The following is a 25,744-nucleotide window of genomic DNA, read 5'->3' as shown; positions in this document are numbered from 1 at the left end:
AACCGGCATTTACGCCAGAGCTAGACCGCTTAACCCTTGATCGCACCAATCGTAAGGCCCTTGGTGAAGTACTTCTGGAAGAACGGATAGATGAACAGAATCGGACCAATCGACAGCACGACCATAGCCATCCGCAGACTTTCGGTCGGAACGGATTCCTGTACCATCAGGGCGACACCGCTGCCGGCAAGCTGGGTTTTGAAGAATTCCGCCTGGCGGATCATCTGAATCATGACGTATTGCAGGGAGAACTTGTCGGTGTCATTAATGAATAGCATGGAGTTGAACCAGTCATTCCAATACATCAGTGTAGTGAACAGACCGATCGTAGCCAGAACAGGCAGGGAGATCGGAAGCACAAGCTGGAAGAATATCCGCCATTCCGAAGCCCCGTCCAGCTTGCCGGATTCAATCATCTCCTCCGGGATCGTCTGCTGGAAGAAGGTACGGGTGATGAAGATATAGAAGGCATTGGACAGGCCGGGCAGGATCAGCGCAACCAGCGAGTCCTTCAGATCGAGATAGTTCACGTACAGCAGATAGAAGGGGACAAGCCCTCCCGAGAACAGCATGGTGATCAGCAGGTAGAAGTTGAATGTTTTTTTGAAGGGAAAATCCTTCCGGTAGAGCGGATACGCATACAGCGCAATCAGCAGCACGGCCAGCACCGTTCCGATCACCGTAACCGTCAGGCTGACGCCATACGCCTTAACCAGTGTCTCCGAATGCTTGAACAGATATTGGTACGCAGACGCATCGATATGATCGGGCCAGAACTTGTAACCCTGCAGCGTCAAGGCCTTCTCGTTGGTTAAGGAGATGGCGACAATGAGCAGGATCGGCAGAATACATGCCAGGCTGAAGGCGATGAAGAATACATTCAGAATAATCTGGGCGGTAGTGGAGCCTTTGGTATAAGGGTTGCTTCGGGATGCAGTAGTCATTAGAATCCTCCGTTTCTAGAAAAGCGCCGTATCGCGGTTCAGCTTGCGGGCCAGAGCGTTCGCGCCGATGACCAGGAAGAAGCCGACGACCGATTGATAGAAGTTCGCTGCTGAGGACATCCCCAGGTCGTTGAGCTGGATCAGGCCCCGGTAGACATAGGTGTCGATGACGTCCGTAGTTGAGCGCAGCGCACCGGAGTCCAGGGTCACATGGTAGAACAGCCCGAAGTCAGAGCGGAAGATGCCGCCCATGTTAAGAATCGTGAGAATGACCATGATCGGCGTGAGCAGCGGCAGGGTAATCTTGGTGATCTGCTGCCATTTGCTGGCGCCGTCCATCACCGCAGCTTCGTACAGCTCTTCACTGATGCCGGTGATGGCTGCAAGGTAGATGACGCTGCCGATCCCGATGGAGTGCCACATTTTGGTGATCCACAGAATGTAAGGCCATGCGTTAGGATGCATATAGGCATTCACTGAGGAGTAGCCGAACATTGGCAGAATATGCTTGACCAGGAAGCCGTACTCCGGGTGCAGGAAGGCATAGACGATGAAGCTGACCACGACCATGGACAGGAAGTTCGGCATAATCATGACGGTCTGGAAGAACTTCGAAGCCAGCTTGTTTCGCACCTCATTGATCGCAATCGCCAGCGAGACGGAGAGAATGAGGCCTGAGATAATGAAGACCACATTGTACCCCACGGTGTTGATGGTTACGCGCAGGGCGTCAGAGGTGGCGAACAGGAACCGGAAGTTGTCGAGCCCGGCCCAGGGACTGCCCATAATGCCGTCCACGTAGTTGATGTTCTTGAAGGCAATGAATAATCCGAACATCGGAATATAGCAGTTGATGAAAAAGATAATCGATGTGGGCAGCAGCATCAGCAGCAGCACCCGGTATCGCACGATATTGTGCAGCAGACGGCCGAAACGGCCCTGGGGCGGTGTCGCTAACTTGGTGTTCATAGCTTGTGGTACGGGATTTGCCATAAGTTCTAACCTCACTCTACTTGTTCTGGATGAACTTATTATAGTAGAGCGGATGAACCGAATTCTTTCTTGCAAATGACCCTGTTTATTCAAAAATGACTTTGTGCAGGTAGGAGGTTATTCTGCGCTCCTGTCACAAAATAGCAGCAGGGGAACGTTATACCTGTATATTCTTAATAAGCAAAGGAGAGAAACTATGTACACGATCAGCTTAAATACGATGAAGAAAGCAATGATAGCAACAGCAGTAACTGCTGTACTCGGAGGGGCAGTTGTCGGCGGGGGATTCACTGTACCCGTAGCGGCGGCAGCCAATGTCAACAAGGATGCTAAGGCTGACAGCGCGTTCGCGGCCAGCGACAACGCCACTCTGAAGGCTGTTTTCCAGAAAGGGCTTGCTGCTGCTCCGAATCAGGCCGTGACCCAGGAGGGGGTAACCCTGACACTAACCGATCTGATCTATGACAGTAATCAACTTATCGCAGGCATCCGGCAGGAGGGAGGGACGGTGGACAAGAACGGTTCTTTCATGGACCAGACCAGGAATATGGACGTGTTAATCAATGGGAAAAAGCTGCTGTTTGATACTTCCATCATTCCCAATTTGGAAGATACGGACACAGCCTTGATCTATTTGAGTAAGGGAGCCATGAAGCAGCAAATCCCGGACAAATTCGACCTGACGCTGAAGGCATACGCCAACGGGGTGAAGGAGCCGTTTATTTTTAAAGTTCAAGTAAACAAGCTGGGAACCCTGTTAAGCCTGAAGCCGGGCGTCTCCAAGAAGAACAACAAATTCAATTATACGGTGAATTCCTTCGAGATGACCGCGTTAACGATGTCTCTGCAGGTGACCTTTAAGGGGGAAGTTCCGGCAGCGGCCAAGTCCAAGGTGAACAACCCGGAAAGAATGTTATATGACCTTGTGGACGAGAAAGGAAATGTGATTTCGCCATGGGGCAAGCCGTTTGAGAAAGTCCGGACAAGCGGTTCCGAGGAACAGAACTATAGTGCATTCCCAGCCGTTCCGAAGTCCATTAGCGTTAAGCCTTTTACGTATTCCAAAGATGCCAGCGGGAAGATGTTCAAAGACAAGCAGGGTCAGTGGGCTAAAACTTATTATAAAGACCTGGAAACCAAAATTACGGTTAAATAACATGCAATGAAGCAGTGCAGGACACCCGGCGATGACCAAGAGAGTAACAAATGATATTGACAGAAGTCTGGACTGTGCATAGAATTGAAAAATATTTACATGAAGTCAGCTTCAAATAATTAAATATTCGCAAGCTATGAAGGCTATGGATCACACTATAGCTGGAGCAGCTTCTGGAGAGACTGCGGGGAACCGCAGCGCCGAAGGGTTCACAATCTCAGGCAAAAGGACAGAAGAGTACCGGATTTGTGTTTTGCCGTGCGGATTAGCCGCTGCTGCAGAAGCTTATTTGGAACTTTTTATGAACCGGGAGATTGGATGACATCCAGTCTCCTTTTTGCGTTATTTACAGCGTTGAATTCATTAAGGGGGAAACAGGTATGGCACAGACAGAATTAAAAAGAGAGCTTGCGAACCGGCATGTTCAGCTAATCGCCATCGGAGGTACGATCGGCACAGGATTATTCCTGGGCTCAGGCAAGGCGATTCAGCAGGCCGGGCCTTCCATTATGCTCACGTATCTGATCGTGGGGATTGCCGTGTTTTTTGTGATGCGGGCGCTGGGGGAGCTGCTGCTCTCGAAGGCGGGGTATCAGTCTTTTACAGATATTGCTGAGGATTACTTGGGGCCGCGCGCGGCCTTCATTACAGGCTGGACCTACTGGTTCTGCTGGATTATGACGGCGATGGCCGATGTGATTGCGGTGGGTGTCTATGTGCAGTACTGGTTCGATATTCCGCAGTGGGTGCCGGCCGTGATCTGCCTGATCATTCTGCTCGGGCTCAATCTGCTCACGGTCAAAAGCTTCGGCGAACTCGAATTCTGGTTTGCTCTGATCAAGGTGGTTACGATTCTGGCTCTGATCGGCCTGGGGATTGTCCTGCTGGTGACCCAGTTCAAGACGGATGCTGGCTCAGTGTCAGTCCGCAATCTCTGGGAGCACGGGGGCGTGTTCCCGAACGGAGTGAAGGGCTTCCTGTTCTCCTTCCAGATGGTGGTATTCGCCTATGTCGGCGTGGAGCTGGTGGGGGTATCGGCAGCGGAGACGGCTAATCCTGAGAAAAACATCCCGTCCGCGATCAACAAAATTCCGCTGCGGATTCTCTTCTTCTATGTCGGCGCGCTCTTCGTGCTGCTGTGCATTAATCCCTGGACCCAGCTTAGCGCGTCTGAAAGTCCGTTCGTGCGCACCTTCAGTCTGGTCGGCATTCCCGTCGCTGCGGGCATTATCAATTTCGTTGTCTTAACCTCGGCGGCCTCCGCCTGCAACAGCGGGATGTTCTCGACCAGCCGGATTCTCTACAATCTGAGCAGACGGAATCAGGCCTCCCCTCAGCTCGGCAAGCTGAACCGGAATCATGTACCTGCGAATTCCCTATTCATTTCTACTATAGTGATCTCTGCCGGGGCACTGCTCAGCAAGCTTATTCCGGGTCAGGCCTTCGGCATCGTGACTACGATCAGCGCCATTTGCTTCATCTGGGTCTGGGGCGTTGTGCTGGTCTGCCATATCAAGTATAAAAGGAACCGCCCGGACTTACATGCCACTTCCAAATTTAAAGCGCCGTTCACCCCGGTAATTAACTATGCTGTCCTGGCGCTGTTCGCCACCATTCTGATCATCATGCTCTTTGCCGATGAGACCCGTCCAGCGCTGCTGTTCACCCCGCTCTGGTTCATCCTGCTGTTCGTTCTGTATTCCATTCGAAGCCGTAAGGAGAAAAGTGAACAGGAAATCAGTATAATCAATACATAAACTGATTTCAGGATGAAGAGGGTGCAGCCGCCGCATGAACAAGACAGACCGCATGTTAGCCATCGTACTGGAGCTGCAGCGCAAAGGGGTCGTACGGGCAGAGGATCTGGCGTCCGTCTTCGAGACGAGTGTAAGAACCATCTACCGCGATATCCAGGCGCTTAGTGAAGCCGGAGTGCCAGTGGTAGGAGCTACGGGTCAGGGATATTCACTGGTAAAAGGGTATTTCCTGCCCCCGGTCAGCTTCACGGCTGAGGAGGCTGTGACCCTGCTGATCGGAACGGATTTCGTGGAGCAGCGGTTCGACACTCAGTATGGTCACCAGGCCTCCGCAGCAGGCCGGAAGATTGAAGCGGTTCTGCCGGAGGGTGTCAAGGAGAATGCCGCCCGCATCCGCCAGAGCATCCGGCTGCTGAGTACCCGTAAAGATAGGCTGCAAGGACAGGAGAAGGAGTACATGGAGCAGATCCGACGCGCGATTCTGGAGCAGCGGAAGATCAGCTTCGGGTATATAAAGGGGAGACAGGAAGCTGACGGAAGTCACCGCAGTGTCCGAACCGCCTCGCCGTATGGACTTGTCCTGAACAGAGGCGCATGGACCCTGGTTGCCTGGTGCGGGCTGCGGCAGGAGATCCGTCATTTCCGCTTATCCAGAATGAGCGGGCTTACCATTCTGGATGACCGGTTCGAAGCACCTGCGGATTTCGATCTGCACGAGTACCAGCCGGAGGATGACCGCCATGTACGCGTGTGCATTTTGGTTCAGCCGGAGATAGCGGGCAAGGCGGCTGAATCCGGGAACTTTTATCTGGAGGAAGTGGAGGACCGGGCAGACGGCAGGCTTATGACCTTCCGCGTGCGCCAGCCCGAGGACCTGCTGCAATGGGTGCTTGGCTGGGGATCGGGGGCGGTTGTCCTGGAGCCGGAAGCCTTGCGGAAGCTTGTGCGGGCCGAAGCGGCGAGAATGCTGGAACGCTACTGACATAACGTTGTCAGGAGCGGTTGTGTATATTCAGGGCAGACCGAGGAATAAAGGAGCTGCCTGAATATTATGAATAAGAATCTTATAGAAGCTTTAGAGCATTTTGAGAAGACTGCGAATCACTATCTTATGGAATTAGATACCTTCAGTATGGAGCAACTGCTGCGGCAGCCTGGTGAGGGAGAGTGGTCGCTCGGGCAGATGGTCCAGCATTTGATACAATCGGCGCTGTACATGCAGCTCCGTAATATCGATCAGTGTCTGGCCGGGAACGGGGAAGCGGCGGGGAATGAAGCAGAGATGACCCCGGAGGGTAAAGCGATTTTTGCCGGGGGCAGCTTCCCGCCTGTACGTGTTCATGTTCCGCCGTCACCGCAGTATACGCCGGTGCAGCCGGAGAGCAAGGAGCAGTTGATCCAGGGCCTGAACACGGTGGTTGAACGGATGCGGGAGACCCTGCCGAAGCTTGCGCAGGCACCTGAGCACAGCACTGTCCCTCATCCCCGGTTCGGCCCCTTGACTGCAGCAGAATGGTATCTGCTGATCGAGATGCACTACCGCCACCACTTGCTGCAGCTGGACCGGTTGAAGGATGCAATAGCGGCACGAGTACAATAGAGTTAAGCCGCAATGAGCGAAGGAAAGCCGAAGCCTGTCAGCAAAAGACTGACGGGCTTCGGCTTTTTTGGTCGAAAAACCGCCCACACTAGGTACGCCGAAGGCGCGCGGGCCAGATGTGGTCGAAAAACCGACCACAATGGTCACGCCAGCAAGTTGGCGGAGAAAATCAATTTTTAATTATTCATTTTTGAATAAAGGAGGTTTGTCATAAAATGTCGAACTTAACTCTTGATTTCGCTGTACCCTGAAGCCACCTGACTAAAAGGAGACTCACACCTATGAAAAACATCGTCCGCTCTCTTGAAGATATAGTGAATCTGGCACCGATTCTGAAAGCTGCCTTTCCATATGATATATCGATTGCTGTCTGTGATACAGTGAAGTTCCTTGCCTATTACCCCGGCGATTCCATCGATCTGGGCATCCGGGAAGGGCAGGTAATTCAGCCAGACGAGCCTCTGTATTATGCACTTAAGCATGATGAACACTCGGTAGCCAATGTTCCCAAGGAATACTACGGTTATGAATTCGTCGGTACGGTGCTGCCGGTCCATGATGAAGAGGAAAGGGTCTGCGGAGCAGTTTGTATCCAGGTGCGCAGACAGACCGAGCTGCGGGAGATCGCTGACCGGATTGCGTTATCGCTGAATCAGGCCAATAATAGAATCAGCCAGGTCGCCGACGGCTCAGGCCTGCTTGCAAGTTACTCGCAGAGGCTGCTGGCCCAGTCAGAGTCGACAGCCCATAGTGTCCACAAAAGCAGTGAAGTGCTGGCCATTCTGAGGAAGGTTGCCGACCAGACGCATCTGCTTGGAATTAATGCGGCCATTGAGGCCGCCCATGCCGGAGAGAGGGGCCGGGGCTTCGACATTGTCGCCAGAGAAATCCGCAAGTTCTCACAGGAGACCGAGCAATCCGCGCAGCGGATACGGGACACCCTGCGGGAGATCCAGGCAGCGATGAAGGGAATCGGCCAATCCATCGGTCAGATTGCCTCAGTGGGACAAGAGCAGGCAGCTTCAACGCAAGAGATCTCCAGCTTCATTGAGGAGATCCGGGCGATGTCGGAGCAGTTGAACCAGTTCGCTCAGAAGCTGTGAGGCTAGGGCGGAGCGGAAGCTGCCTGCATCGCTCCGCGAATTTTACAGATGTGCGATCAATGTGGCCGCCAGCGCCAGAAAGGCCGGGAGGCCTTGCATCAGCAGGATGGATCTCTTGGAGGTAAGTCCGCCGTAGATGGCCGCAACCGCCACACAGATCAGGAAGAACAATTGCAGCTGGTAACCGAAGTCCGCGCTTGGATGCAGCAGGCCCCAGATTAGACCGGCTGCGAGGAAGCCGTTATATAAGCCCTGATTGGCTGCCAGCGATTTCGTCTCCTGTGCGAAGGCGGGGGTCAATCCGAACGCCTTCTGTGCTCTCGGGGTTGTCCACAGAAACATCTCCAGTACTAGTATGTACACATGCTCTAGTGCTACTAAGGCAACAAGAATTAAACTTACAGTCATCATAAGAAGTCCCTCTTTTCAAGTGATAGGAATTTAAATTGCGCAAAATATAATTTTACAAACCTAAATATAACCAAATATTAGCCTTTTGTCAATTTATTGCATCCATATTATAGGGGAGGAAGGAAATGTACATCAGAACACTGACCCCCCCGGACGCCGAAAGCTACCGTGCGCTTCGTTTGCAGTCGCTGCAGCTGCACCCGGAAGCTTTCCTTAGCTCTTATGAATCGGAAGTGAAGCTGTCTATCGAGACTACCCGGATTAGGCTGGACTCCTCGGATGAGCATTTCACCCTGGGTGCCTTCTTGGACGGGGAGCAGCAGCTGGCGGGAATGGCTACCTTGTTCCGGGAGAGCAGGCCCAAGGTTCAGCACAAAGCTAATGTCTATGCAGTATATGTAGATCCGGTTGCCCGTAAACATGGCGTGGGACGCGCGCTGATGCTGGAGCTGATTGCACGGGCGAAGGCCGCACCGGGGCTAGAGCTGCTGACGCTGACCGTAACCTCCAATAACGCTCCGGCCAAAAGGCTCTACGAATCCCTTGGATTCATCCGCTACGGCACAGAGCCGAAGGCGATGAAGCTTGGCAGCGAGTACCTGGATGAGGATCTGATGGTGCTGATTCTGTAGAACACAGCACAAACCCCTCCCGCATGTTCGCAGAAGGGGTAAGATAAATCGCATATGTTGCTTACTTCGAAGACTTTCCGCTCAGGATGGCCTTCACCTGGCTGACCATTGCCACTGCGTCAGCACTGGTGACACCGTCCTGGGGACGGAAGCCCCCGTCTTGATCCAGCTTCACGATCTTAAGGGCAAGCGCGGTCTGAATGGCTCCTGAGTTCAGGATATTGATCTTGTCATTATCCTTGATCTCCACCGGGATCAGCTTAATCATCGGCAGTTGGCCGCTGGTCTGGAGCGTGTTGATGAGCAGATACGTGAACGATTCGCGGGTTACGCTCATATTCGGATCGATTTTGATCTGAAGATTCACCTCAGGCCCGGCAGCATCCTTGATGAACTGGACGGCCTCGGTTGCGGTGATTGTCTTGCTTACAGCACCGGGTGCCGGATGGGCCTTCAAATAATTCATGGCATTTCCGGCGATGGAAGCAGCCTCAGGACGGGTGATTGCCGCCTTTGGATTGAAGTTCCCGTCGGCATCCAGCTCCACAAAGCCAAGAGCAAGGGCGGTCTGGATAGCTCCCGAGTTCAGGATGTCGATCTGATCGCCGTCCTTCACGTCTACTGGAATGACATTAATCATCGGCAGTTGACCGCTGGTCTGTAACGTATGGATTAACAGATACGTGAAGGCTTCACGTGACATGCTGGCCGCCGGAGCAATCTTGATCTGCAGGCCGGCTTCAGGACCGACCGCTTCTTTAATAACCTTCACAGCTTGTTCTGCGGTCAGGACCTCATCCATAGCAGCAGGGGCTGGATGTGCCTTCAGATAAGCGAGTGCATTGCTGATGGCTACTGCCGCTTCCGCACGGGTGATTTCCTGCTTCGGGTTAAGCTTGCCGCTGCCATCCAGCTTCAGGATACCGTAATTCAGCGCACGCTGCAGGGCACCGGAGTATTCTACCTGCACCTGATCCTGATCGGCATACTCCACCACCACTGGCTTAATCATCGGCAGGCGGTTCGTGTTCTCCATCGCATCAATGAGCTGGTAGGTAAATTCTTCGCGGGTCAGCTTCTCACCAGGCTTCAAGTCCGCTGGCAGGTCCAGGCCGTGCACACCGGCAATAATCAGCGCCTGTGCATACCAGGCGGAGTCACTCGCGTTCTTGAAATAGTCGGTGGCATGCGGCTCCTTCACGAACCGGATCGTATCCAGATTCAGATCAAGCGCACTCACGATCATCTGCACCCCCTGGGCTGCTGTGATGCTGAGGCTCGGGCCGAACAGATCCGCGCTGATGCCTTTAATCAGTCCGCTGTTCTGAAGCGCGATAATCTTGTCTTTATCCTGCACGTTATGGATATCCTTGAAGGCTGCGGCCGAGGCGAATTGTTGTCCTGTGAAGCTGAGCGCCAGAGCTGCTGCTGCGGATAGGGTTATCATCTTGAATGTCTTCTTCATGTCCAGTCACCTCGCAAGAGTAGTTTGTGGTTTATTTGTGATCTTAGACGGCAGCTTAGTCAAAAAGGTTCCAGCAAAAATAAAATAATCAAAATCATAAATAAATGCAAAAAAAAGCACTGCCTATGCGGCTAGTGCTCATGATACAAGGATAACATCCAATTATACCTCCGCCGCAACAATCTGATTCCGGCCCTGATGCTTGGCGGCGTACAGGGCTTTGTCGGCAGACTTGAACAGGTCGTTCAGGTAGGTGGTCGCATCCATGGCAGGCGGGATCTTGAATTCAGCGATGCTGAGCAGTCCCATGCTGATGGTGATGGACACAGGCTCATCGATATAATCGATATTGATAGTGTTATGTTCAACCTCGGATTTCAGCTGCTCCGCCAGACGCCGCGCCTCGGCTCCATCCGTATCCGGCAAATAGATAATGAATTCCTCTCCGCCGTAGCGGGCCAGAATATCGGAGGGCCGCAGGCTGTGCTGCAGCAGCTCCACTGTGTTGCACAGGACCATATCTCCGGCCAGATGGCCGTGCTGGTCGTTGATTTTTTTGAAAAAGTCGATGTCGATCAGTATAATAGTCGAAGGTGTCCGGGTATCGCTGACCCGCAGCGCCTCCTGCTCCAATTGCTGCATCAGATAATGCCGGTTGTAGCAGCCGGTTAGGCTGTCGGTGATCGCCAGCTTCCTCAGCTTGCCGTTCGTCTGGAACAGCTCCTCCTGTACCTTCACCAGCGAATCGTTACGTTCCTTCAGGATGGCATTCTGCTGGTTCGTCTCATCGATGAGCCGCCGGATCTCGGTTACATTCTGGAAGGTGACAATCCGTCCGACCCGGCTGCCGCTCACCATAATGGGTGCTGCATGAATACTGACAACCATTTGGATAAGGGGATACAGAATTTCCAGCTCGGCCGTCTCCAGCGGATACCCATGGTATTTCTCGAGGAAGGACTCGATCTTCATGGCAGGGTCATCCGGCAGATAGCTGCTCATGTTGAACGCCGCACCCGTCACAAGCGGGATATAGGGATGCAGGGCATGATTGATCTCTACGACTTGCTCCTGGTCATCCAGCACGAGAATTCCGTATTCCATGGTATTGATAATATCCTGATGGGCGATAGTTACGATATCGAATACTTTGTCCTGGTGGATCGTAATCACAAAGAACGTAGCCGACACCACGATACCCAGCGAAGTGAAGCCCGGAATTACCGGCAGATAGTCATCCAGAATGACATTGAGAAGCACATCGATCATAAGGAAGACGCATAGGGCTGTAATGCCTTTGAGCATATACATAACCTGATTTTTGATCCGTGCAGCCTGATTAGAGGTCAGAGCCACGTAGATGACATACATGGACATGATGGCGTTAATCGCAAGTACGCTTATGCTAATCCAGAAAATAGGTCCGTAGATCCGCTCCACATACCCTCCGTTCACCGGACGGACGAACCATCCATAAGGATTGAGCACCACTCCGAGGGAGGTCAGTACTGCAGGGATCACCAGCGCGGACACTATTTTTCTACTCAGGAACTGGGATTGTCCCGCAAGCAGAATCGTGAAGAAGATCCAGCCCAGGCCCAGCAGGGAAGCATCCACGAAGGCAAGCTTCACATAAAAGAGCTGATAGAGAGGATCATCAACGGTTCTTATGGCAAACTGGCAGTAAGGCCAGATCAGCATAGAGAAATGGAACCCTAAATAGACCTTGTGCAGCTTGGTAATGGTGACCGTAGCCACGATATAGATGAGCAGCAGGAACAGAAGGAAGCACATAATCAGGTCAATCCAAGAGGCTAAGGCCAATATGTTACACCTTCTTGATTTTAATAGTATTTATTGATTTTTGTGGGTCTTAGGTCTTATATATTGTTTTTAATATATAATTAGCGTGTGCAGATTACAAGATTTTTAGATAAATCTATCGGAAAATATTGGATTGGGAGGGGACCACATGAAGTCTATTAGCGTGCAGAGTCTTGTAGAGAAATTCCATCTGGAGGTGCTGGCCGGAGCGGGCCGGATGGACCGGAACATCACCCGTCCAAGGACGCACAGACCGGGTCTGGAGTTTGTCGGTTATTTTGATTTTTTTCCGATGGAGCGGGTGCAGGTCCTTGGACGTAAAGAGATCAACTACCTGTTAACGCTGAGTGTAGAGGAGCGGATGCTGCATATTGGCAACATCGTCAAATACCATCCGCCCTGCTTCATCGTGACCAGCGGCCAGCAGGAGATTCCTTACCTGACGCTGTTCTGTGACCAGGAAGGCATTCCGCTGCTGCGGACGCCGGAGGTGACCACCGAGTTCATCGCCAAGCTGGACAGCTTCCTGGTGAAGACGCTGGCGCCCGAGCTGTCGATCCACGGGGTATGCGTTAACGTATCGGGAATAGGAATTCTGCTGCGGGGCAAGTCGGGAATCGGCAAGAGCGAGACGGCGCATACGCTGATCCGCAGGGGCCACCGCTTCGTAGCTGATGATATTGTGGTGCTGAAGAAGCTGGGTCCGGCGACGCTCCTCGGGACCCACAATGAGACCACACGTGAATTCCTGGCCCTGCGCAGCATCGGCCTGATCAACGTCGTGCGGCAGTACGGGCGGCGGGCGTTCCAGGATGAGACGCGGATTGTGCTGGATATCGAGCTTGCCCCCTGGCAGGAGAATTCACTCAACAATGAGCTGGAGCTGGTGCCCCAGTTCACCGAATATCTCGGGGTGCAGATCCCGCATATCGAGGTCCAGCTTCAGCCGGGCCGCGATGTAGCGGGTCTGATTGAAGCGGCTGCGAACAACTGGTATCTCAAGCAGCTGGGCTACAGCGCGGTGGAAGAATTCATGCAGCGGATTGAGGACGGGATGCAGTCTTAAAGGACGACAGGGAATGAAGGCCCACACTCCTGGGCAACTTAGAGGAAAGACAGCAAGGGAGTGTGTCCTTAAATGGCGAGAAGAAGCAGAAAGTATGCTGTACCAGGGTCCGCCCAGGGAATGCAGACGTTCAAAGCGGAGGTTATGCGGCAGGAAGGATATCACGTAGATCCGAATCACCCGGACGATGTGAAATACGAGGTGGCGAAGGAACTGGGCATCCCGCTGCAGGCCGGTAATAACGGTAAGCTGACGACCGAATCGGCGGGACAGATTGGCGGCCGCATCGGAGGCTCCATGGTTCGTGAGATGGTCCGTCTGGCCCAAGAGCAGCTGGCGGGAAAGAAGAAGTCGTAGCATGCGCTCTAAGATTTTTATGCCGCATAGCAAAAGATCCCCTTTCTTAATCAGAAAGAGGATCTTTTTGGCATGTGCTGACTGTAGTTAAAGCTGCAATTACGGTTCAAGGTACAGGCTGCCGCTGTAATATCTGTACTCTGAGTTAATCTTAAATCCGGCACGGAGATAGAGATTCAGCGCCCGGACATTCCCGGTGACAACACTTAGGCGAATAACCGGGTAGGGCTTCTGCAACAGGATACCGACGGTCTGTCTTAGCACCTTCCCGCCAGCCCCCTTCCCCTGATGGGAAGGCAGGATACAGAAATTATGAATAAAAGCCGTATCCTCATTGATATAGTTGACCCGGATCAGGCCGATTCGTTCACTCCCTGTCCAAGCGATATACGTTATCCGCTCTGGCTCATCCGTCTGTGTGAAGTACTTGCGCGTATCGTCTTCCGATTCTCCGAAGGCCTGGGAGGAGCAGGAGATTATGAATTCGAAATCCTCAGGCGCAGCGGGAAGCAGGATTAGCTCTGAAGGAAGCGGGCTGGTGGAATTCATACCGGCGTAGGACATGGCGTATTCTGACCGGTCAAAATCCCCGCCCAGGGCCTGCGCCGCCAATAGTCCTGTCTGCGAGCTGGCGGGAATTTTGTAGCTGAGCAGGTGTACGCCAAGAGGCTCAATGTCTGCTCTGGCACGTTTCACAAGGCTGCGGAACACACCTTGCCGGCGGTAATCCGGATGGACCATGGCATTGATCTGTGCATAATCACTGTCCGCAGCGAACCAGCTAAGCAGGCCAATGAGCTGATCTTCGCAGTAACAGAGCAGGGCATGGTCGCCGTCTTCCTTGACGAGATGCTCTAGATCGGAGCTTAATTGGATAGAATCGGCTTGGCTGCACTGCTGCTCTAACGCCTTAATGTCCGCTGCCTGCTGCTTGGAATGGTAGGTCATTGGTATAATGTTATTCAATTGGAGAAGCCGCTGGAACTCCGCAACATTCTCCAGAATGCCGTCCGGCGCAAGATCATAGGCCTGACTCTGGAAGGTGGGTAGCCAGCGGACAGCGTAGGTCCGCATTCCGGCAGCCTTGCCTGCGAGAATATCCGCATTGCTGTCCCCTACGAATATGGCCTGGGATGGTTCAATGCCCAGTGTTCGCAATGCCGATTGTATACCTTCGGGATCAGGTTTTGGCTTCGCGACATCATCGCCGGTAATCGAGATATCGAAGAAATGCACCAGATCCAGCGCTCCGGCCGATATCTGATAGGCCCGTCTGCTTTTACCGGTAATGACTCCAAGCTTCATTCCCTGAGCCTTCAAGGCTTGAAGTAATCCAAGGATGTGCGCATTATTCTGGAATTCTTCGGTGTGTCCCAGCTTATATATTGAATAATAATCCTCTATCGCTTGTGGAACCGAAGCCGGATCTGTGAAATTTCCGCTGATGATGCCTTCCTCGGTGGGACCGAACATCGCGACAAGCTCATCGCGGGTGACCTCTCTCTGGTCATATTGCTTAAATACAGCCTGGAAGGCACGAAAGGATAACGGCAAGGTGTCTGCCAGGGTTCCATCGAAATCAAACAGCACAGCTTGAATGGACATAAAGACAGGGCCTCCTTTCGCTTGGGTTCATGCGGGTGGGACGGTACCCCAGCATCATTATGAAGTAGGCGTGCCCTGAAGCAGGCTGTTTCTGTAATTCATGAGCGGGGCCAGCCAGACCATGCCGGTTCCCCGGTACACGTTGACCAGGCCTTCGCCTGAGGCGGCGGAGCCCAGACGGGTCTTGCCTGACTTCTCGACCGTGAAGTCCAGAGAGTTGGACCACATGAGGGCGAAGTTCCCGTCCACCTTCAGCACATCATTCTGCAGCTCGACCACGACAGCCTCCTCGGAAGGAATGGGAGCTTCGAGGGCAAGAATCCCTTTGCCGCGCGCGCTCAGGTTGAACAGCCCTTCACCGCCGAGGACGGCAGAGGAGATGTTCTTGCGTGCCGCAACGGAGATATCAAGCGTAGTCTCACAAGCGAGGAACATGCCGTCATCGATTACGATATGGTCGTTGTCCACATCAATCAGCCAGAGGTATTTGTAGGTGGTCTCCAGCAGAATGGTTCCGGTTCCCTTGTAGAGCGGCTTGACTGCACTGGTTCCGGTTGCCGCCCCGGATAGCATATTGCGCATCAGTCCTCCTACGCCTTTGATGCCGGAGGTCATCTCGATATTGCCGATCATATACTGCATGGCTCCGGCACTGAGCATCACCTCATTGTTATTCAGCTCAATCATCAGCTGCTTGTTGCGCATATTGCTCTTGCTCATGAAGAAGTTGGTCTCTGCTTCATACCGGGTAGTGGTGCTGAGATCCTCTTTGTATTCGATGATGCTGAAGCCGCCTAGCTGCTCTTTAATGATAACGTTGGTATTGTCCTTCAGATTATTAATGGTAAAAGCCATGGATACCCGCTCCTTCGGTAGCTGTAGTTATGCAATTCTGTGCATCATGCCTTCAAAGCATACGTATTCGACACTTCTCGCGGGTATCCTTGAATTCCGGGAGAAAAAACGCATACAATAATTCCTTTACTTCTAATATCAGGTTAGCGTAATGTTCTAAGTATAGTGCTCAGAATACAAACGTATCTCTTGACACCAGCATTAGAACCGAAAGGAAGTTAGCCTTGTTTGAGACGCTGCTGCTCAATTTTTTGTTTATGCTGTTTCCGGTGCTGATATTTCTGATTTTCTTCGAAAACAGGCCCCACGCCTACAATCATAAGATTCTTGTACTGCTCATCGCCGCCACCATGATCCTGTGTATCGCTAAGCCGATCCGGCTGGAGACCGGGTTCATCTTTGACTTGCGGTATGTTCCGTTTGTGATTGCGGCCTTGTATGGAGGGTACAAACATACCCTGCCCTTATATGTGATTCTGAATGTGTACCGTTTCTACATAGGCGGTGAGGGAACCGTCCAATCTTTACTTTTTTCGACAGCAGTCCTCATTCTGGTTCCTTCCATAAGCGCCAGATTTCTCCGTTCTAAGCCCAAGGGACGGATCTTGTGGGCTACCTCCATCGTGGTCCTGACTATGGGCTGTTATCTGATCATTCTGGGCCGGATCATGGATAAGCTGGATACCCAGTTCTGGACGCTTGCCTTCTATGCCTTAATTACGCATGCGGTGGTCATGGTGATCCTAATGATCCTGCTGGAGCAGATCCTGGCGAATCTCAGGAACCGTGAGCGGATTATGCAGTCGGAGCGGCTGAATGTGGTCAGTGAGCTGGCGGCCAGCGTCTCCCATGAGATGCGCAATCCGTTAACCGTGACCAGCGGTTTTCTCCAGCTGCTTAATCTCTCCAAGAACCTCACACCGGAGGAGAAGGGGTACGTCGAGCTGTCACTGCTGGAGCTGAACCGGGCGGAGAAGATCATCAGCGATTATCTGTCTTTTGCCAAGCCGCAGTCGGAGAGCCGGGTCTACTCCAACCTGATGGCTGAATGTGAATACACCAAGAATGTGATCCTGCCGTATGCCACGATCCACAAGGTTGCGGTTGAATTCAGCTTCAACAACCCGCTTAGCACCCATTATGACAGTAATGGGATGCAGCAATGCCTGATTAATCTGTACAAGAATGCGATTGAAGCGATGGATGGGGTGGAGGATGCGGTTCTGTCTATTTCTGTCTTCGCGAGCGGGCAGAATATTATCATTACCATCCGCGACACCGGTGTCGGAATGACCAAGGATGAGATCTCGCGCCTGGGCAAGCCGTATTACTCCACCAAGGCAGACGGGACAGGGCTCGGAATGGTCATGGCCTATAACACGATTAACAAGCTCAAGGGGCGTATTGAGGTCACCAGCGAGAAGGGCAAGGGAACCATCTTCCGGATCATTATCCCGGCCTAGCGCATGGCAACAGTGGGAAACTTGGTGTGAAAATGATAAAGTATCTCTAAGAGAACTTGGAACTATTAACCGGGAGGCTATGGGTAATGAGAGAAGAATTAATCGCGCAATTGAACGCTTGGCACGAGGCGGACGAATATGAAGAAATCGTATCCCGCATCAAAGAGGTGCCGACACCGCTGATCGATGAAGAGCTGGCGGTACATTTGGGCCGGGCGCTCAACAATCTGGGCCGCTACCGGGAAGCGCTTAAATGGTTCAACAAGGCAGCGGATCAGGGTAAAAAAGATCCGCTCTGGCATTTCCGCGTCGGCTACGCCCACTATTATCTGGACGAGTACGATCAGGCGATCAAGGCGTTCAAGAAGGCAAATAAGCTGGACCCTGAGGATCAGGATACTATCGAATTCCTGGAATGGAGCCGCAGTGAGAAGGCGGCGCTGGCCGCTGCGGACGAGGATAGCGAGGATGCAGAAGAAGCTGCCGAAGCGGATTCCGCTTCAGATGCCAGCCCTGATGCAGAACCGGATGCGGCAAAAGGGACTAAGCACTAGGGCTTGACGGCCGGTCTGGCCGAAGCATACAATGAAGGTCAATCTTATCAAAGAGGTGAAATGGATGCCATTCCGTACCGTCGCAAGGAACTAGTTATCGGGCTGGGTAGAACGCGTACCAGCCACCAAGGGGGAGGTCTGTCCTCTTGGTCACAGCTAACTGGTTTCTTGTACGGTGCCTGGAAGGTCATTCTTTGTGAGCCGGGACACTGAGTTATTCCGCTTGAAGACTATACTGCCGGGGCAGGAGTCTTTGGCGCGGGGTGGCGAGGAGAGTTCCCGGCTTTTTTGCCATATTCTTATGTATAAGATTGGAGATTGTGATCATGTTAAAGAAATGTCTTGTCCACCTCAGAGGGTGGGCCGCTCTGTATATAGGTCTCGGCTTCGCCATTCAGCTCTTAAGCAGTCTGGGCATTGTAGTCTTTCAGCGGATTCTGGATCAGGCGGTGGCGGGAACGGGCTTCCGTGAAATCCTATATGGGGTTATCTTCTACGGGATACTGCTCGGCCTGAATGTCCTGCTGAATTATGCGGATGAATATCCCAGCGCCTATCTATCGAACAGCATCACGGAAAGACTGAAGATTATGGCCTTGTCCAAAATCTCCAGAATGGATTATTCCGCCTATCAGAACATGGGCACAGGCCAGATGATCAAGGTGATTGAGAACGGCGCGGCGGCCGGGAACAGCATTCTCTTTTCTTTTATCCTCCACACGCTGCATGAGCTGCTGCCCACCATTCTCTTCAGCCTGCTCTTCATCAGCTACTATGACCTCCGAATCATGCTGGTGATTGCGGGCGGGTACGTGGTCATCTTCCTGTTAACGAATGTTCTGCTCAAAGTTCTCTACCGGATCAAAGAATCGGTGCTTATGCAGCAGGAGGCCATGTCCCGGTACGGGGTCCGCGGCTTCATGGAGCTGGTCGTCTTCCGCACCAACAAGAAGTACGCGCAGGAGATCGGCAGACTGAACAAGGCGGCACAGCAGATCATCAGGCAGAGCGCGAAGCTGCAGATGATTCATGAATCCTTCTTCGCCTTATTCGAATTGTTCATTACGGTCATTAAGGTGATCGTGCTGCTGTACGGTGTGAAGAATGTGGTCTCCGGGCAGGCTTCTGTCGGGGTCATGGTCGCACTGTTCATGTTCATTGAGAAAATCTATACGCCGATCGCCATCTTCAACGTCTTATTCGTCGGCTATAAGCTGAACAGGGTGACCTATCAGCGGTTCGAGGGCTTCCTGAATGCCCCCGAGGACCGGAATCTGGAGCAGGGCAAGGCGCTTGCACAGCTACAGGGCAGCATCGAATTCAAGGAGGTATCGTTCAGCTACGGAGAGGTACAGGTGCTGGACCGGCTGTCCTTCTCGGTTGCGCCCGGAACCTCAGTGGCTCTGGTCGGCCTAAGCGGCAGCGGCAAGTCAACAGTCATTAAGCTGATTACGGGCTTGCTCAAAAAAAGCGGCGGCCAGCTGTTGGTAGACGGCACGGATATCGATGAGCTGAGTCTCGACAGCTACTATGATCACATCTCTTATCTGTCACAGGACAGTCCGATCTTCGACACTACCATCCGGGGAAACATGGTGTTCGAGCAGGACGTCCCGGATGAAGAGCTGTATGCGGTGCTGGACAAGGTTCATCTGAAGGAGAAGGTACTGGAGCTGCCGGAGAAGCTGGAGACGCGGGTTGGGGAGCGCGGGCTGAAGCTGTCGGGCGGGGAACGGCAGCGGCTGGCTTTTGCCCGGGCGATCCTGCAGAAGCGGAATCTGATCATCCTCGATGAGCCGGTATCGGCACTGGATAATATTACGGAGCGCAGCCTGATGGAGACGGTGTTCGCGGAGTTCAGGCATAAGACGGTCATTATTATCGCGCACCGGCTGAATTTCATCAGCGGCGTGGACCAGATTCTGGTCATGGAGCAAGGCAGGCTGGCGGGGGAAGGGGATTTCGATTCCCTGATCCGGGACTGTTCATCCTTCCGTACGCTGTGGAATAACGGCAGGGGGCAAACGGATTAAACTATCTTTTACCTTGTGGACAATCCTGGGCCTGAACTATGCTGGGGACAGATAGAACTTGAAGGTGAGGGTATGCGTATTATGAATCCGGTACTGTCCAGGATGAGGCTCGAAACGGAGCGGTTAATCATCCGTCCCTATATGGAAAGTGATCTTATGGCTTCATTCGAGCTGATGCAGAACCCGGAGGTGCTGGCCTTCATGCATATGGAGGTCATGCCGCTGCATGAGTATGAGGGGATGTTCCGCTGGCTGATGTTCAGCTATCATACGCCGTTCGAGCTGCCGTTCAAGTATTCATTCGCCGTCTGCGATAAGGCCACCGGCCGGCTGATCGGCCGGTGCGGGGCCGGTGTGCTGGAGTTCAGGGCGCCGGATGCGGAGCTGTATTATCTGATCGGGCGCGAACACTGGGGCCGGGGCTATGCTACCGAAGCCGCTGCGGCGATGGCGGACTACGCCTTCGGTGTGATCGGACTGGAGCAATTATATGCCAAGGCAGATCCGCGCAACACCGCATCGCTCGGGGTGCTCCGGAAGCTGGGCTTCCGGGTGGAGCAGGAGCTGGCCGGATTAACCGGCGATTATGAGGACTGCAATGGGGAGCTGCTGCATGTGCTGAGGAAGGAGTCGTTCATGGAGCGGCTTAAAGGTGGGAAGTGACCATAAGCTGAGCAGGCGGGCGATGAACTGAAGAGGGTTATGCGTGAAGGATGCGCGTAATATATAATCGGAAGAAGATCGGAAGAAGATCGGAAGATTAGAGATTACAGCTGCTTTGCCGTATTTTAATAACAGGTGCCGTCCATATAGGATGGCACCTGTTGTGCATGAGCAGGACTCCTATCGCTGTCTTATGCAGGATTGCAGCAGTTTTGTAGACTGATTGTATTTTCTGCAATAGAATTCGCACTTTGCTAAGCTAAATGATCATCTGTTGTATTTCATACAATGGCTTTCGTGAATTCTGCCCGTGGGCCCTGATTTTTCCCGATTCTGCTGTACAGAGTGCAACGGATTCGATTTTTAGAACAATTTCGGGGTCAGCTAATGTACAAAGTGCAACAGAAGTAGAGTGCAGCCAGTTCTGAACCCGCACACAATTCAGGCATAAGTGTGCCTAGATAAGACAACTTACGTCCGCGGATTAACTCTAACCTGTGCGCCCTTGCCGCTGGTCTGCAGGCCGGAGGCCTTGGTTCCGGCTTCCTTCAGATCGGCCACGAGCCGCTCCAGCACTGCCTTCGCAGCGGCGGCCTCCTTGGCGCCGGAGGACTTCACGACGAGCTGCACCGGCTTGCCGGAGCGCAGATGCTTGTCCGCCTGACGCAGCTTCGTGTCGTAGTCATGCTCTTCAATATGGGCGGTGAAGCGCAGCTCTTTCACCTTCTCATTACTGCCGCCGCCTTGCGGACGGCTGGTATCGCCCTTGCGGACAGCTTGCGCAGCCGCTTTGCCTTTGCCCTTGGCAACCAGGCTGCAGGGCGGCGGGCTGCTCATCAGCGAGGTGCAGACCAGATCGGCCCCTGCGGCTCTGGCCTTGGACAGCGCCTCGCTTCTGGATACGGTGCCGAGCTTCTCGCCCTTCAGCCCGGTCAACTCTACCTCGGCTGCCTTAATCTGTTCATTAATCAGTACGGCCACGGAAATGATCCTCCCTTTGCGGATATGATATAGCTATCATATATGGAAGCGGGCGGGGCTTCAATAACGGCTGCCGGATGCTTGCAGCAGCCAGGCCGGCAGGTTGAGACAGTTGTGCAAAGCGGTTATACTCAGTGGACGCAGGTTTTTCAGCATTGAACCACTGGCACTACTATATTTTCTGTTGAATGGGGGATGGCAATTGAATGACACAGCTGACGATAAGCAGTTAATTCTGCTTATTGCACAGAAAGACTCGAATGCCCTCGAACTGCTCTATGACCGGTATGAACGGGTCATCTATAGCTTTGCTTACCAGATCGTGAAGGATTCGATGGCTGCCGAGGAGGTTATGCAGGAGCTGTTCCTGCGCCTGTGGAAGAATGCAGGGCAGATTGACTTCGGCAAGGGCAAGCTGCTCACCTGGATGTTCGCAGTGACCCGCAATCTGGCGATCGATTATCTCCGCAAGCGGGACGCCAGGCTGCCGCGTCAATCCGGCGAATCCGGGAATCTGGAGCAGGTTCAGGACCATAGCGCGCTTACTGAGGATCTCGTTGAGCTGCAGATGGCGGGGGAAGAGATCAGAGAGGCGCTGCTGGGATTAAGCCGCGACCAGCAGCAGGTAATGGATATGATCTATTACCAGGGCTACACCCAGCAGGAGGTAGCGCAGCTTGCGGCTATCCCGCTGGGCACGGTCAAGGGAAGAGTCCGGCTGGCGATGAAGCAGCTTCACAAATCGTTACGGCACTGGGGAAGGAGGGATCATGCGCATGAGTGAACACAATGAGGAACTCTGTGAATTGGCCGAATTATATACGCTGGGCGCGCTGACTGCAGAAGAAATGCAGCAATTCGCTGCCCATGCGGCAGAATGCGCGGAATGCAGGGAGCTGGTGGCGGAATACCGCCAGGTACTGGACCATCTTCCGCTTGCCTCTGTGCCGGTAGACCCGCCCTCCGGCATGAAGGAGCGCATCTTGTCACGGGTGCTGGAATCCGGGAATGCGGGCGCACCGGCAGCCCGGCCGGAGACCCGCCTGCTCAATATGAAGCCTGATGCAGAGCGGGGGGCGGAGCATGAGCCAGCGAGGACTCCTGCGGCAGAGCAGGAGCAGGGCATGCCCCAGTTAAGCATCCCGGAGCCCAAGAGAACCCGCTTCTGGGGGTACCTGAGCCTTGGACTGGCTGTGGCTGTGCTGCTCCTGGTCGTCTACACCGGCCAGCTGCGCGGGAATGTGTCTGAGCTGAAGGAGCAGCTGGCCTCCGGCACCGGACCGCTCCAGGGGCTTAAGGTGAATGAGGCGGTAGCGCTTAGTCCGGCGGGAGAAGGGATTACCGCCAAGGGCACAGCAACCATTGTCGCAGACCCTGCTGGCACCCACCTGGTGCTTCAGGCAGAAGATCTGCCGGAGCTTACCGGCACCGAGGTCTATCAGGTATGGCTGATCAAAGGGGACAAACCGGTGAATGCGGGCACCTTCATCTCGCAGGACGGGAACGGGGCACTGTATTATTCCTTTGACCCGAAGGCCTACGATACCATAGCCGTTACGCTGGAGCCGGATGGCGCGGGAGAGACCCCGCGCGGGAAAATGATTCTCGCAGCGCCGATTAAGCAGGGGTAGCGGGCAGTAGAATTCCACAGCGGCTGAAATCCGAAGACCAAACGTCATTAAATGACGATCAGGAGGGATTAGGTATGTCTGAGACAATGATTTCCCGTGTAGAAGGTCTTGAACTGGTTCTGGAACGTGTATTCGCCGCCCCGCATGAGCTTGTATTCAAAGTGTTCTCTGAAGCTGAGCATCTGAAGCAGTGGTGGGGGCCCCGCGGCTGGATCGTTCCCTTCTGCAGTGTTGATTTTCGGCCAGGCGGCATTTGGCATTACTGTATGAAGTGTGTCGATGAGAAGCAGGGGGAATTCTTCGGAATGGAATCCTGGGGCAAAGGCATCTATCATGAAATTACCGATGGCGAGAGCTTTGTCTACACCGACTACTTCTCCGATGCCGAAGGCAATGAGACTGAGGGAATGCCGTCTACATTGGTCAGCATGATCTTTGAAGAGGCGGAGGGTGGCGGAACGAAGCTGGTCAGCCGCTCGAAATATGAGTCTGAAGAAGCGCTCCGCACTGTTATGGATATGGGGATGATTCAGGGAATTACCGAAACCTGGGACCGTCTCGGGGAGCATCTGCAGTCCATTCAGTAGAGCTTTGCCGGAATAGAAGTTGAACGTTCATAGAGAGGTTGTCTTGATGCCGGATGCCCGGCCGAGGCGGCCTCTTTTTGGGATGGACTGTTATAGGTTTCACCTCAAAAAGGACTGTGTGGCCGTTTCTACTTGTGATTTTCCGGTGAATGGGTAATAGCGAATATACTGACAAGAAGCAGTCCTTCGGAATAGGGGACAGGCTTGTTTTGCAGTGTCCAATTAGGGAGGCTAAAGGCATGGAAGAGGCGTTGCTGGAACAGGTGAAGCGTTGGCATGAAGAAGATGAATATCAGCAGATTGTGGACCGTATTCTGGAGATTCCACCGGATGCAAGAGATTATGAGTGTATCGGCCAATTAGGCAGAGCCTACAATAATCTGGGTGAATATAGGGAGGCGCTGGAGCAGCTGCTCAGCATCTCCAAGGAAGGCGAAGATGATCCGCTGTGGCAATTCCGCATAGGGTATTCTTACTATCATCTGAAGCAGTATGAGCAGGCTATTCATGCCTTTGAACGTGCAGAGGAGCTGGAGCCGGGAGACGGGGATACCGCAAGAATGCTGGAGTGGAGCCGGGAAGGCGCCTGGCGTGAGACAAGAGAGCAGGCAAGACGCGCCGAAGCGCTGGAGGCCTTGAAGGTGAATAGAGAGGGTGGCGGTAGAGACCTTGGTGCATTCCTCGACTATTGCGCGGATTTCTGGGAGGACAGTGATTATGCCTTGAAGTCTTATGTCTCTCCGCTGCCCAGTGACGAGCTGATTGCTTCTGTGGAGGAGGAGCTGGGCTATAAGCTGCCGGCCTCTTATATCGCCATGATGAAGCAGCATAACGGCGGAGTTCCACTCAATACGTGTTTTCCTGTGAATGAACCCACTTCCTGGTCAGCAGATCATGTCGCAATTTCGGGAATTGCCGGGATCGGCCGCGACAAACTCTATTCCCTCTGCGGGGAGCTGGGCAGCCGTTTCATGATTGAGGAGTGGGGCTACCCCGATATCGGCGTGGTCTTCGGCGACTGTCCTTCTGCCGGACATGATGTCATCATGCTGGATTACCGTCACTGCGGCCCGGAAGGGGAACCTGAGGTGATTCATGTGGACCAGGAGAGCAACTATGAGATTACGTTCCTGGCCCCGGATTTTGAGACTTTCATTCGCGGGCTGGTGAATGAGGAGGTCTACGATACCTCGGAGGAGGATAAGCAGGAGGACCTGGAGAAGGTAGCGTCCGCGCCGTTCTCTCCGCTGCTTCAGGAGCTGTGTGACCAGGTTACGGAAATGGACGATATAGAGGGCGTTATCCGCAAGATATGCACCGCCATCGTAGAGGAGAAGGGCCATTTCTCTCTTCATGCGGACGAACGCTCCACCCTGATGTATGATCTGCAGTTCTGGCTCTATACCAGCGCTTACCCGAATACGAGCCGTGACCAGTATCTGGAGGTGTATTCCACAATGATCGCGTTCGGTGGTGAATTCAGCACAGGCGGATATGCCCCGGGCTTCATCACGGACTGGCTGGATGACCGGGTTAAGCAGGGAATGATCGTGAAGACTGAGGGGACGCTCCGGTTTACGGATACAGCGAAGGATCAATTGCTTGAAAAGCTGAAGGAAGCAGAAATAGCGGGAGCTGAGGATCTGAAGCCTTTTATTATCGTGGAGCAGGATAACGGCGGCAAGTCGGTCATTCTGAGCGTTGGCAATTATAAGACAGAGGTATTCGCTGCACGGGAGGAGGAGGGCTTCGAGGGCAATGGATATGATTGGGCCTCTCTGGCAGCGGTATTCCTGGAGGAAAAGATGCCTGCGCTGGCGGGTGTTGTCCAGTTCGACCCGGAGGCCGGTATGTTCTGCGCCTATTCATCTGACGGTGATGCGCTTGTCGCCTTCGCGACTGCCTTCAAGCAGGCTTGCGAGGACGATATGCTCATCCGCGATTTATTCTCGCGTGCGGAGCTGGACTAGACCGGATAAGACATTAACGGGACTGCCTGCATTATGGGGCGGTCCTGTATTGTTATAAGGGTACTTTCGAGGAACTTTTTGGATTCTTTTGCGT

The 25,744-nt window shown here is 53.3% G+C and carries 24 protein-coding genes and 1 riboswitch; of the genes, 16 read left to right on the top strand and 8 right to left on the bottom strand.

Annotated elements, in window-relative coordinates; translation table 11 throughout:
* Nucleotides 1-29 precede the first annotated feature (29 nt).
* Together MKX51_RS30335 and MKX51_RS30330 are read right to left on the bottom strand one after the other, a co-directional pair.
* Complete coding sequence (locus MKX51_RS30335; RefSeq protein WP_340946163.1) at nucleotides 30-944, bottom strand: carbohydrate ABC transporter permease; 915 nt, start codon at nucleotides 942-944, stop codon at nucleotides 30-32.
* A gap of 15 nt (nucleotides 945-959) precedes the next feature.
* Entirely contained in the window at nucleotides 960-1,937 is a 978-nt protein-coding gene (locus MKX51_RS30330) for an ABC transporter permease (protein ID WP_340994962.1), read from the bottom strand.
* Between the two features lie 196 nt (nucleotides 1,938-2,133).
* On the opposite strand from MKX51_RS30330, the gene MKX51_RS30325 reads away from it, so the two are divergent.
* The 5 genes from MKX51_RS30325 (at nucleotide 2,134) to MKX51_RS30305 (ending at nucleotide 7,553) form a co-directional block, all read left to right on the top strand.
* Nucleotides 2,134-3,093, top strand: coding sequence for a DUF5643 domain-containing protein (locus tag MKX51_RS30325; RefSeq protein ID WP_340994961.1), 960 nt, complete (start codon nucleotides 2,134-2,136; stop codon nucleotides 3,091-3,093).
* Between the two features lie 163 nt (nucleotides 3,094-3,256).
* A riboswitch (glycine riboswitch) is annotated at nucleotides 3,257-3,336 on the top strand.
* A 137-nt stretch (nucleotides 3,337-3,473) separates the two neighbouring features.
* Nucleotides 3,474-4,850: an amino acid permease gene (locus MKX51_RS30320; protein WP_340994960.1), complete on the top strand. Its 1,377-nt coding sequence runs from the start codon at nucleotides 3,474-3,476 to the stop codon at nucleotides 4,848-4,850.
* A 34-nt stretch (nucleotides 4,851-4,884) separates the two neighbouring features.
* A complete protein-coding gene (locus MKX51_RS30315) occupies nucleotides 4,885-5,832 on the top strand; it encodes a helix-turn-helix transcriptional regulator (RefSeq protein WP_340994959.1) in 948 nt (315 codons plus the stop codon).
* A gap of 69 nt (nucleotides 5,833-5,901) precedes the next feature.
* A complete protein-coding gene (locus MKX51_RS30310) occupies nucleotides 5,902-6,450 on the top strand; it encodes a DinB family protein (protein ID WP_340994958.1) in 549 nt (182 codons plus the stop codon).
* A gap of 281 nt (nucleotides 6,451-6,731) precedes the next feature.
* Nucleotides 6,732-7,553, top strand: a complete 822-nt coding sequence (locus MKX51_RS30305; protein ID WP_340994957.1) for a methyl-accepting chemotaxis protein — start codon at nucleotides 6,732-6,734, stop codon at nucleotides 7,551-7,553.
* Nucleotides 7,554-7,595: 42 nt separating this feature from the next.
* On the opposite strand, the gene MKX51_RS30300 is transcribed toward MKX51_RS30305, so the two are convergent.
* Nucleotides 7,596-7,964, bottom strand: coding sequence for a DUF1304 domain-containing protein (locus MKX51_RS30300; protein WP_036722850.1), 369 nt, complete (start codon nucleotides 7,962-7,964; stop codon nucleotides 7,596-7,598).
* Between the two features lie 125 nt (nucleotides 7,965-8,089).
* Here MKX51_RS30300 and MKX51_RS30295 point away from each other — a divergent pair, with 125 nt between their 5' ends.
* The gene (locus MKX51_RS30295) at nucleotides 8,090-8,596 is read left to right on the top strand and encodes a GNAT family N-acetyltransferase (protein ID WP_340994956.1); all 507 of its coding nucleotides are present in this window, start codon (nucleotides 8,090-8,092) and stop codon (nucleotides 8,594-8,596) included.
* A 61-nt stretch (nucleotides 8,597-8,657) separates the two neighbouring features.
* On the opposite strand, the gene MKX51_RS30290 is transcribed toward MKX51_RS30295, so the two are convergent.
* Complete coding sequence (locus MKX51_RS30290; protein ID WP_340994955.1) at nucleotides 8,658-10,061, bottom strand: S-layer homology domain-containing protein; 1,404 nt, start codon at nucleotides 10,059-10,061, stop codon at nucleotides 8,658-8,660.
* A gap of 162 nt (nucleotides 10,062-10,223) precedes the next feature.
* Entirely contained in the window at nucleotides 10,224-11,885 is a 1,662-nt protein-coding gene (locus MKX51_RS30285) for a histidine kinase N-terminal 7TM domain-containing diguanylate cyclase (RefSeq protein ID WP_340994954.1), read from the bottom strand.
* Nucleotides 11,886-12,033: 148 nt separating this feature from the next.
* Here MKX51_RS30285 and hprK point away from each other — a divergent pair, with 148 nt between their 5' ends.
* Together hprK and MKX51_RS30275 are read left to right on the top strand one after the other, a co-directional pair.
* Nucleotides 12,034-12,951, top strand: coding sequence for an HPr(Ser) kinase/phosphatase (hprK, locus tag MKX51_RS30280; RefSeq protein ID WP_076080767.1), 918 nt, complete (start codon nucleotides 12,034-12,036; stop codon nucleotides 12,949-12,951).
* A gap of 72 nt (nucleotides 12,952-13,023) precedes the next feature.
* Entirely contained in the window at nucleotides 13,024-13,308 is a 285-nt protein-coding gene (locus tag MKX51_RS30275) for an alpha/beta-type small acid-soluble spore protein (RefSeq protein ID WP_340994953.1), read from the top strand.
* Between the two features lie 99 nt (nucleotides 13,309-13,407).
* Here MKX51_RS30275 and MKX51_RS30270 read toward each other — a convergent pair whose 3' ends face one another.
* Together MKX51_RS30270 and MKX51_RS30265 are read right to left on the bottom strand one after the other, a co-directional pair.
* Nucleotides 13,408-14,913, bottom strand: coding sequence for a GNAT family N-acetyltransferase (locus MKX51_RS30270; RefSeq protein WP_340994952.1), 1,506 nt, complete (start codon nucleotides 14,911-14,913; stop codon nucleotides 13,408-13,410).
* Between the two features lie 57 nt (nucleotides 14,914-14,970).
* Nucleotides 14,971-15,768 (bottom strand): AIM24 family protein, encoded by a 798-nt coding sequence (locus tag MKX51_RS30265; RefSeq protein ID WP_340994951.1) that lies wholly within the window; start codon nucleotides 15,766-15,768, stop codon nucleotides 14,971-14,973.
* Between the two features lie 224 nt (nucleotides 15,769-15,992).
* On the opposite strand from MKX51_RS30265, the gene MKX51_RS30260 reads away from it, so the two are divergent.
* From MKX51_RS30260 to MKX51_RS30245, 4 genes are all read left to right on the top strand, one after another.
* Complete coding sequence (locus MKX51_RS30260) at nucleotides 15,993-17,231, top strand: ATP-binding protein (protein ID WP_340994950.1); 1,239 nt, start codon at nucleotides 15,993-15,995, stop codon at nucleotides 17,229-17,231.
* 86 nt (nucleotides 17,232-17,317) lie between these two features.
* Entirely contained in the window at nucleotides 17,318-17,785 is a 468-nt protein-coding gene (locus MKX51_RS30255; protein ID WP_340946189.1) for a tetratricopeptide repeat protein, read from the top strand.
* 326 nt (nucleotides 17,786-18,111) lie between these two features.
* Nucleotides 18,112-19,818: an ABC transporter ATP-binding protein gene (locus tag MKX51_RS30250; protein ID WP_340994949.1), complete on the top strand. Its 1,707-nt coding sequence runs from the start codon at nucleotides 18,112-18,114 to the stop codon at nucleotides 19,816-19,818.
* Between the two features lie 72 nt (nucleotides 19,819-19,890).
* The gene (locus tag MKX51_RS30245; protein ID WP_340994948.1) at nucleotides 19,891-20,481 is read left to right on the top strand and encodes a GNAT family N-acetyltransferase; all 591 of its coding nucleotides are present in this window, start codon (nucleotides 19,891-19,893) and stop codon (nucleotides 20,479-20,481) included.
* Between the two features lie 471 nt (nucleotides 20,482-20,952).
* Here MKX51_RS30245 and infC read toward each other — a convergent pair whose 3' ends face one another.
* The gene (gene infC / locus MKX51_RS30240; protein WP_076080779.1) at nucleotides 20,953-21,462 is read right to left on the bottom strand and encodes a translation initiation factor IF-3; all 510 of its coding nucleotides are present in this window, start codon (nucleotides 21,460-21,462) and stop codon (nucleotides 20,953-20,955) included.
* Nucleotides 21,463-21,664: 202 nt separating this feature from the next.
* On the opposite strand from infC, the gene MKX51_RS30235 reads away from it, so the two are divergent.
* The 4 genes from MKX51_RS30235 to MKX51_RS30220 all read left to right on the top strand — a co-directional run bounded on the left by MKX51_RS30235 (nucleotide 21,665) and on the right by MKX51_RS30220 (nucleotide 25,650).
* On the top strand, nucleotides 21,665-22,246 hold the full coding sequence (locus MKX51_RS30235) for an RNA polymerase sigma factor (RefSeq protein WP_076080781.1): 582 nt from the start codon (nucleotides 21,665-21,667) through the stop codon (nucleotides 22,244-22,246).
* Nucleotides 22,239-23,093, top strand: a complete 855-nt coding sequence (locus tag MKX51_RS30230) for an anti-sigma factor (protein WP_340994947.1) — start codon at nucleotides 22,239-22,241, stop codon at nucleotides 23,091-23,093. The genes MKX51_RS30235 and MKX51_RS30230 overlap by 8 nt, the downstream gene beginning before the upstream one ends.
* Nucleotides 23,094-23,167: 74 nt before the next feature.
* Nucleotides 23,168-23,680 carry an SRPBCC domain-containing protein gene (locus MKX51_RS30225; protein ID WP_340946198.1) on the top strand — a complete coding sequence of 171 codons (513 nt, stop codon included), beginning with the start codon at nucleotides 23,168-23,170 and terminating at the stop codon, nucleotides 23,678-23,680.
* Between the two features lie 239 nt (nucleotides 23,681-23,919).
* Nucleotides 23,920-25,650 carry an Imm51 family immunity protein gene (locus tag MKX51_RS30220; protein WP_340994946.1) on the top strand — a complete coding sequence of 577 codons (1,731 nt, stop codon included), beginning with the start codon at nucleotides 23,920-23,922 and terminating at the stop codon, nucleotides 25,648-25,650.
* Nucleotides 25,651-25,744 lie beyond the last annotated feature (94 nt).

Source organism: Paenibacillus sp. FSL M7-0420 (assembly GCF_038002345.1).
GTDB lineage: Bacteria > Bacillota > Bacilli > Paenibacillales > Paenibacillaceae > Paenibacillus_AQ.
This window is presented reverse-complemented; position numbering and strand designations above follow the sequence as displayed.

Bases quoted from the DNA above. Each gene is read 5' to 3' on its own strand.
- MKX51_RS30335 (WP_340946163.1), bottom strand. From the start codon at position 944: ATGACTACTGCATCCCGAAGCAACCCTTATACCAAAGGCTCCACTACC.
- MKX51_RS30330 (WP_340994962.1), bottom strand. From the start codon at position 1,937: ATGGCAAATCCCGTACCACAAGCTATGAACACCAAGTTAGCGACACCG.
- MKX51_RS30325 (WP_340994961.1), top strand. From the start codon at position 2,134: ATGTACACGATCAGCTTAAATACGATGAAGAAAGCAATGATAGCAACA.
- MKX51_RS30320 (WP_340994960.1), top strand. From the start codon at position 3,474: ATGGCACAGACAGAATTAAAAAGAGAGCTTGCGAACCGGCATGTTCAG.
- MKX51_RS30315 (WP_340994959.1), top strand. From the start codon at position 4,885: ATGAACAAGACAGACCGCATGTTAGCCATCGTACTGGAGCTGCAGCGC.
- MKX51_RS30310 (WP_340994958.1), top strand. From the start codon at position 5,902: ATGAATAAGAATCTTATAGAAGCTTTAGAGCATTTTGAGAAGACTGCG.
- MKX51_RS30305 (WP_340994957.1), top strand. From the start codon at position 6,732: ATGAAAAACATCGTCCGCTCTCTTGAAGATATAGTGAATCTGGCACCG.
- MKX51_RS30300 (WP_036722850.1), bottom strand. From the start codon at position 7,964: ATGATGACTGTAAGTTTAATTCTTGTTGCCTTAGTAGCACTAGAGCAT.
- MKX51_RS30295 (WP_340994956.1), top strand. From the start codon at position 8,090: ATGTACATCAGAACACTGACCCCCCCGGACGCCGAAAGCTACCGTGCG.
- MKX51_RS30290 (WP_340994955.1), bottom strand. From the start codon at position 10,061: ATGAAGAAGACATTCAAGATGATAACCCTATCCGCAGCAGCAGCTCTG.
- hprK (WP_076080767.1), top strand. From the start codon at position 12,034: ATGAAGTCTATTAGCGTGCAGAGTCTTGTAGAGAAATTCCATCTGGAG.
- MKX51_RS30275 (WP_340994953.1), top strand. From the start codon at position 13,024: ATGGCGAGAAGAAGCAGAAAGTATGCTGTACCAGGGTCCGCCCAGGGA.
- MKX51_RS30270 (WP_340994952.1), bottom strand. From the start codon at position 14,913: ATGTCCATTCAAGCTGTGCTGTTTGATTTCGATGGAACCCTGGCAGAC.
- MKX51_RS30265 (WP_340994951.1), bottom strand. From the start codon at position 15,768: ATGGCTTTTACCATTAATAATCTGAAGGACAATACCAACGTTATCATT.
- MKX51_RS30255 (WP_340946189.1), top strand. From the start codon at position 17,318: ATGAGAGAAGAATTAATCGCGCAATTGAACGCTTGGCACGAGGCGGAC.
- MKX51_RS30250 (WP_340994949.1), top strand. From the start codon at position 18,112: ATGTTAAAGAAATGTCTTGTCCACCTCAGAGGGTGGGCCGCTCTGTAT.
- MKX51_RS30245 (WP_340994948.1), top strand. From the start codon at position 19,891: ATGCGTATTATGAATCCGGTACTGTCCAGGATGAGGCTCGAAACGGAG.
- MKX51_RS30230 (WP_340994947.1), top strand. From the start codon at position 22,239: ATGAGTGAACACAATGAGGAACTCTGTGAATTGGCCGAATTATATACG.
- MKX51_RS30225 (WP_340946198.1), top strand. From the start codon at position 23,168: ATGTCTGAGACAATGATTTCCCGTGTAGAAGGTCTTGAACTGGTTCTG.
- MKX51_RS30220 (WP_340994946.1), top strand. From the start codon at position 23,920: ATGGAAGAGGCGTTGCTGGAACAGGTGAAGCGTTGGCATGAAGAAGAT.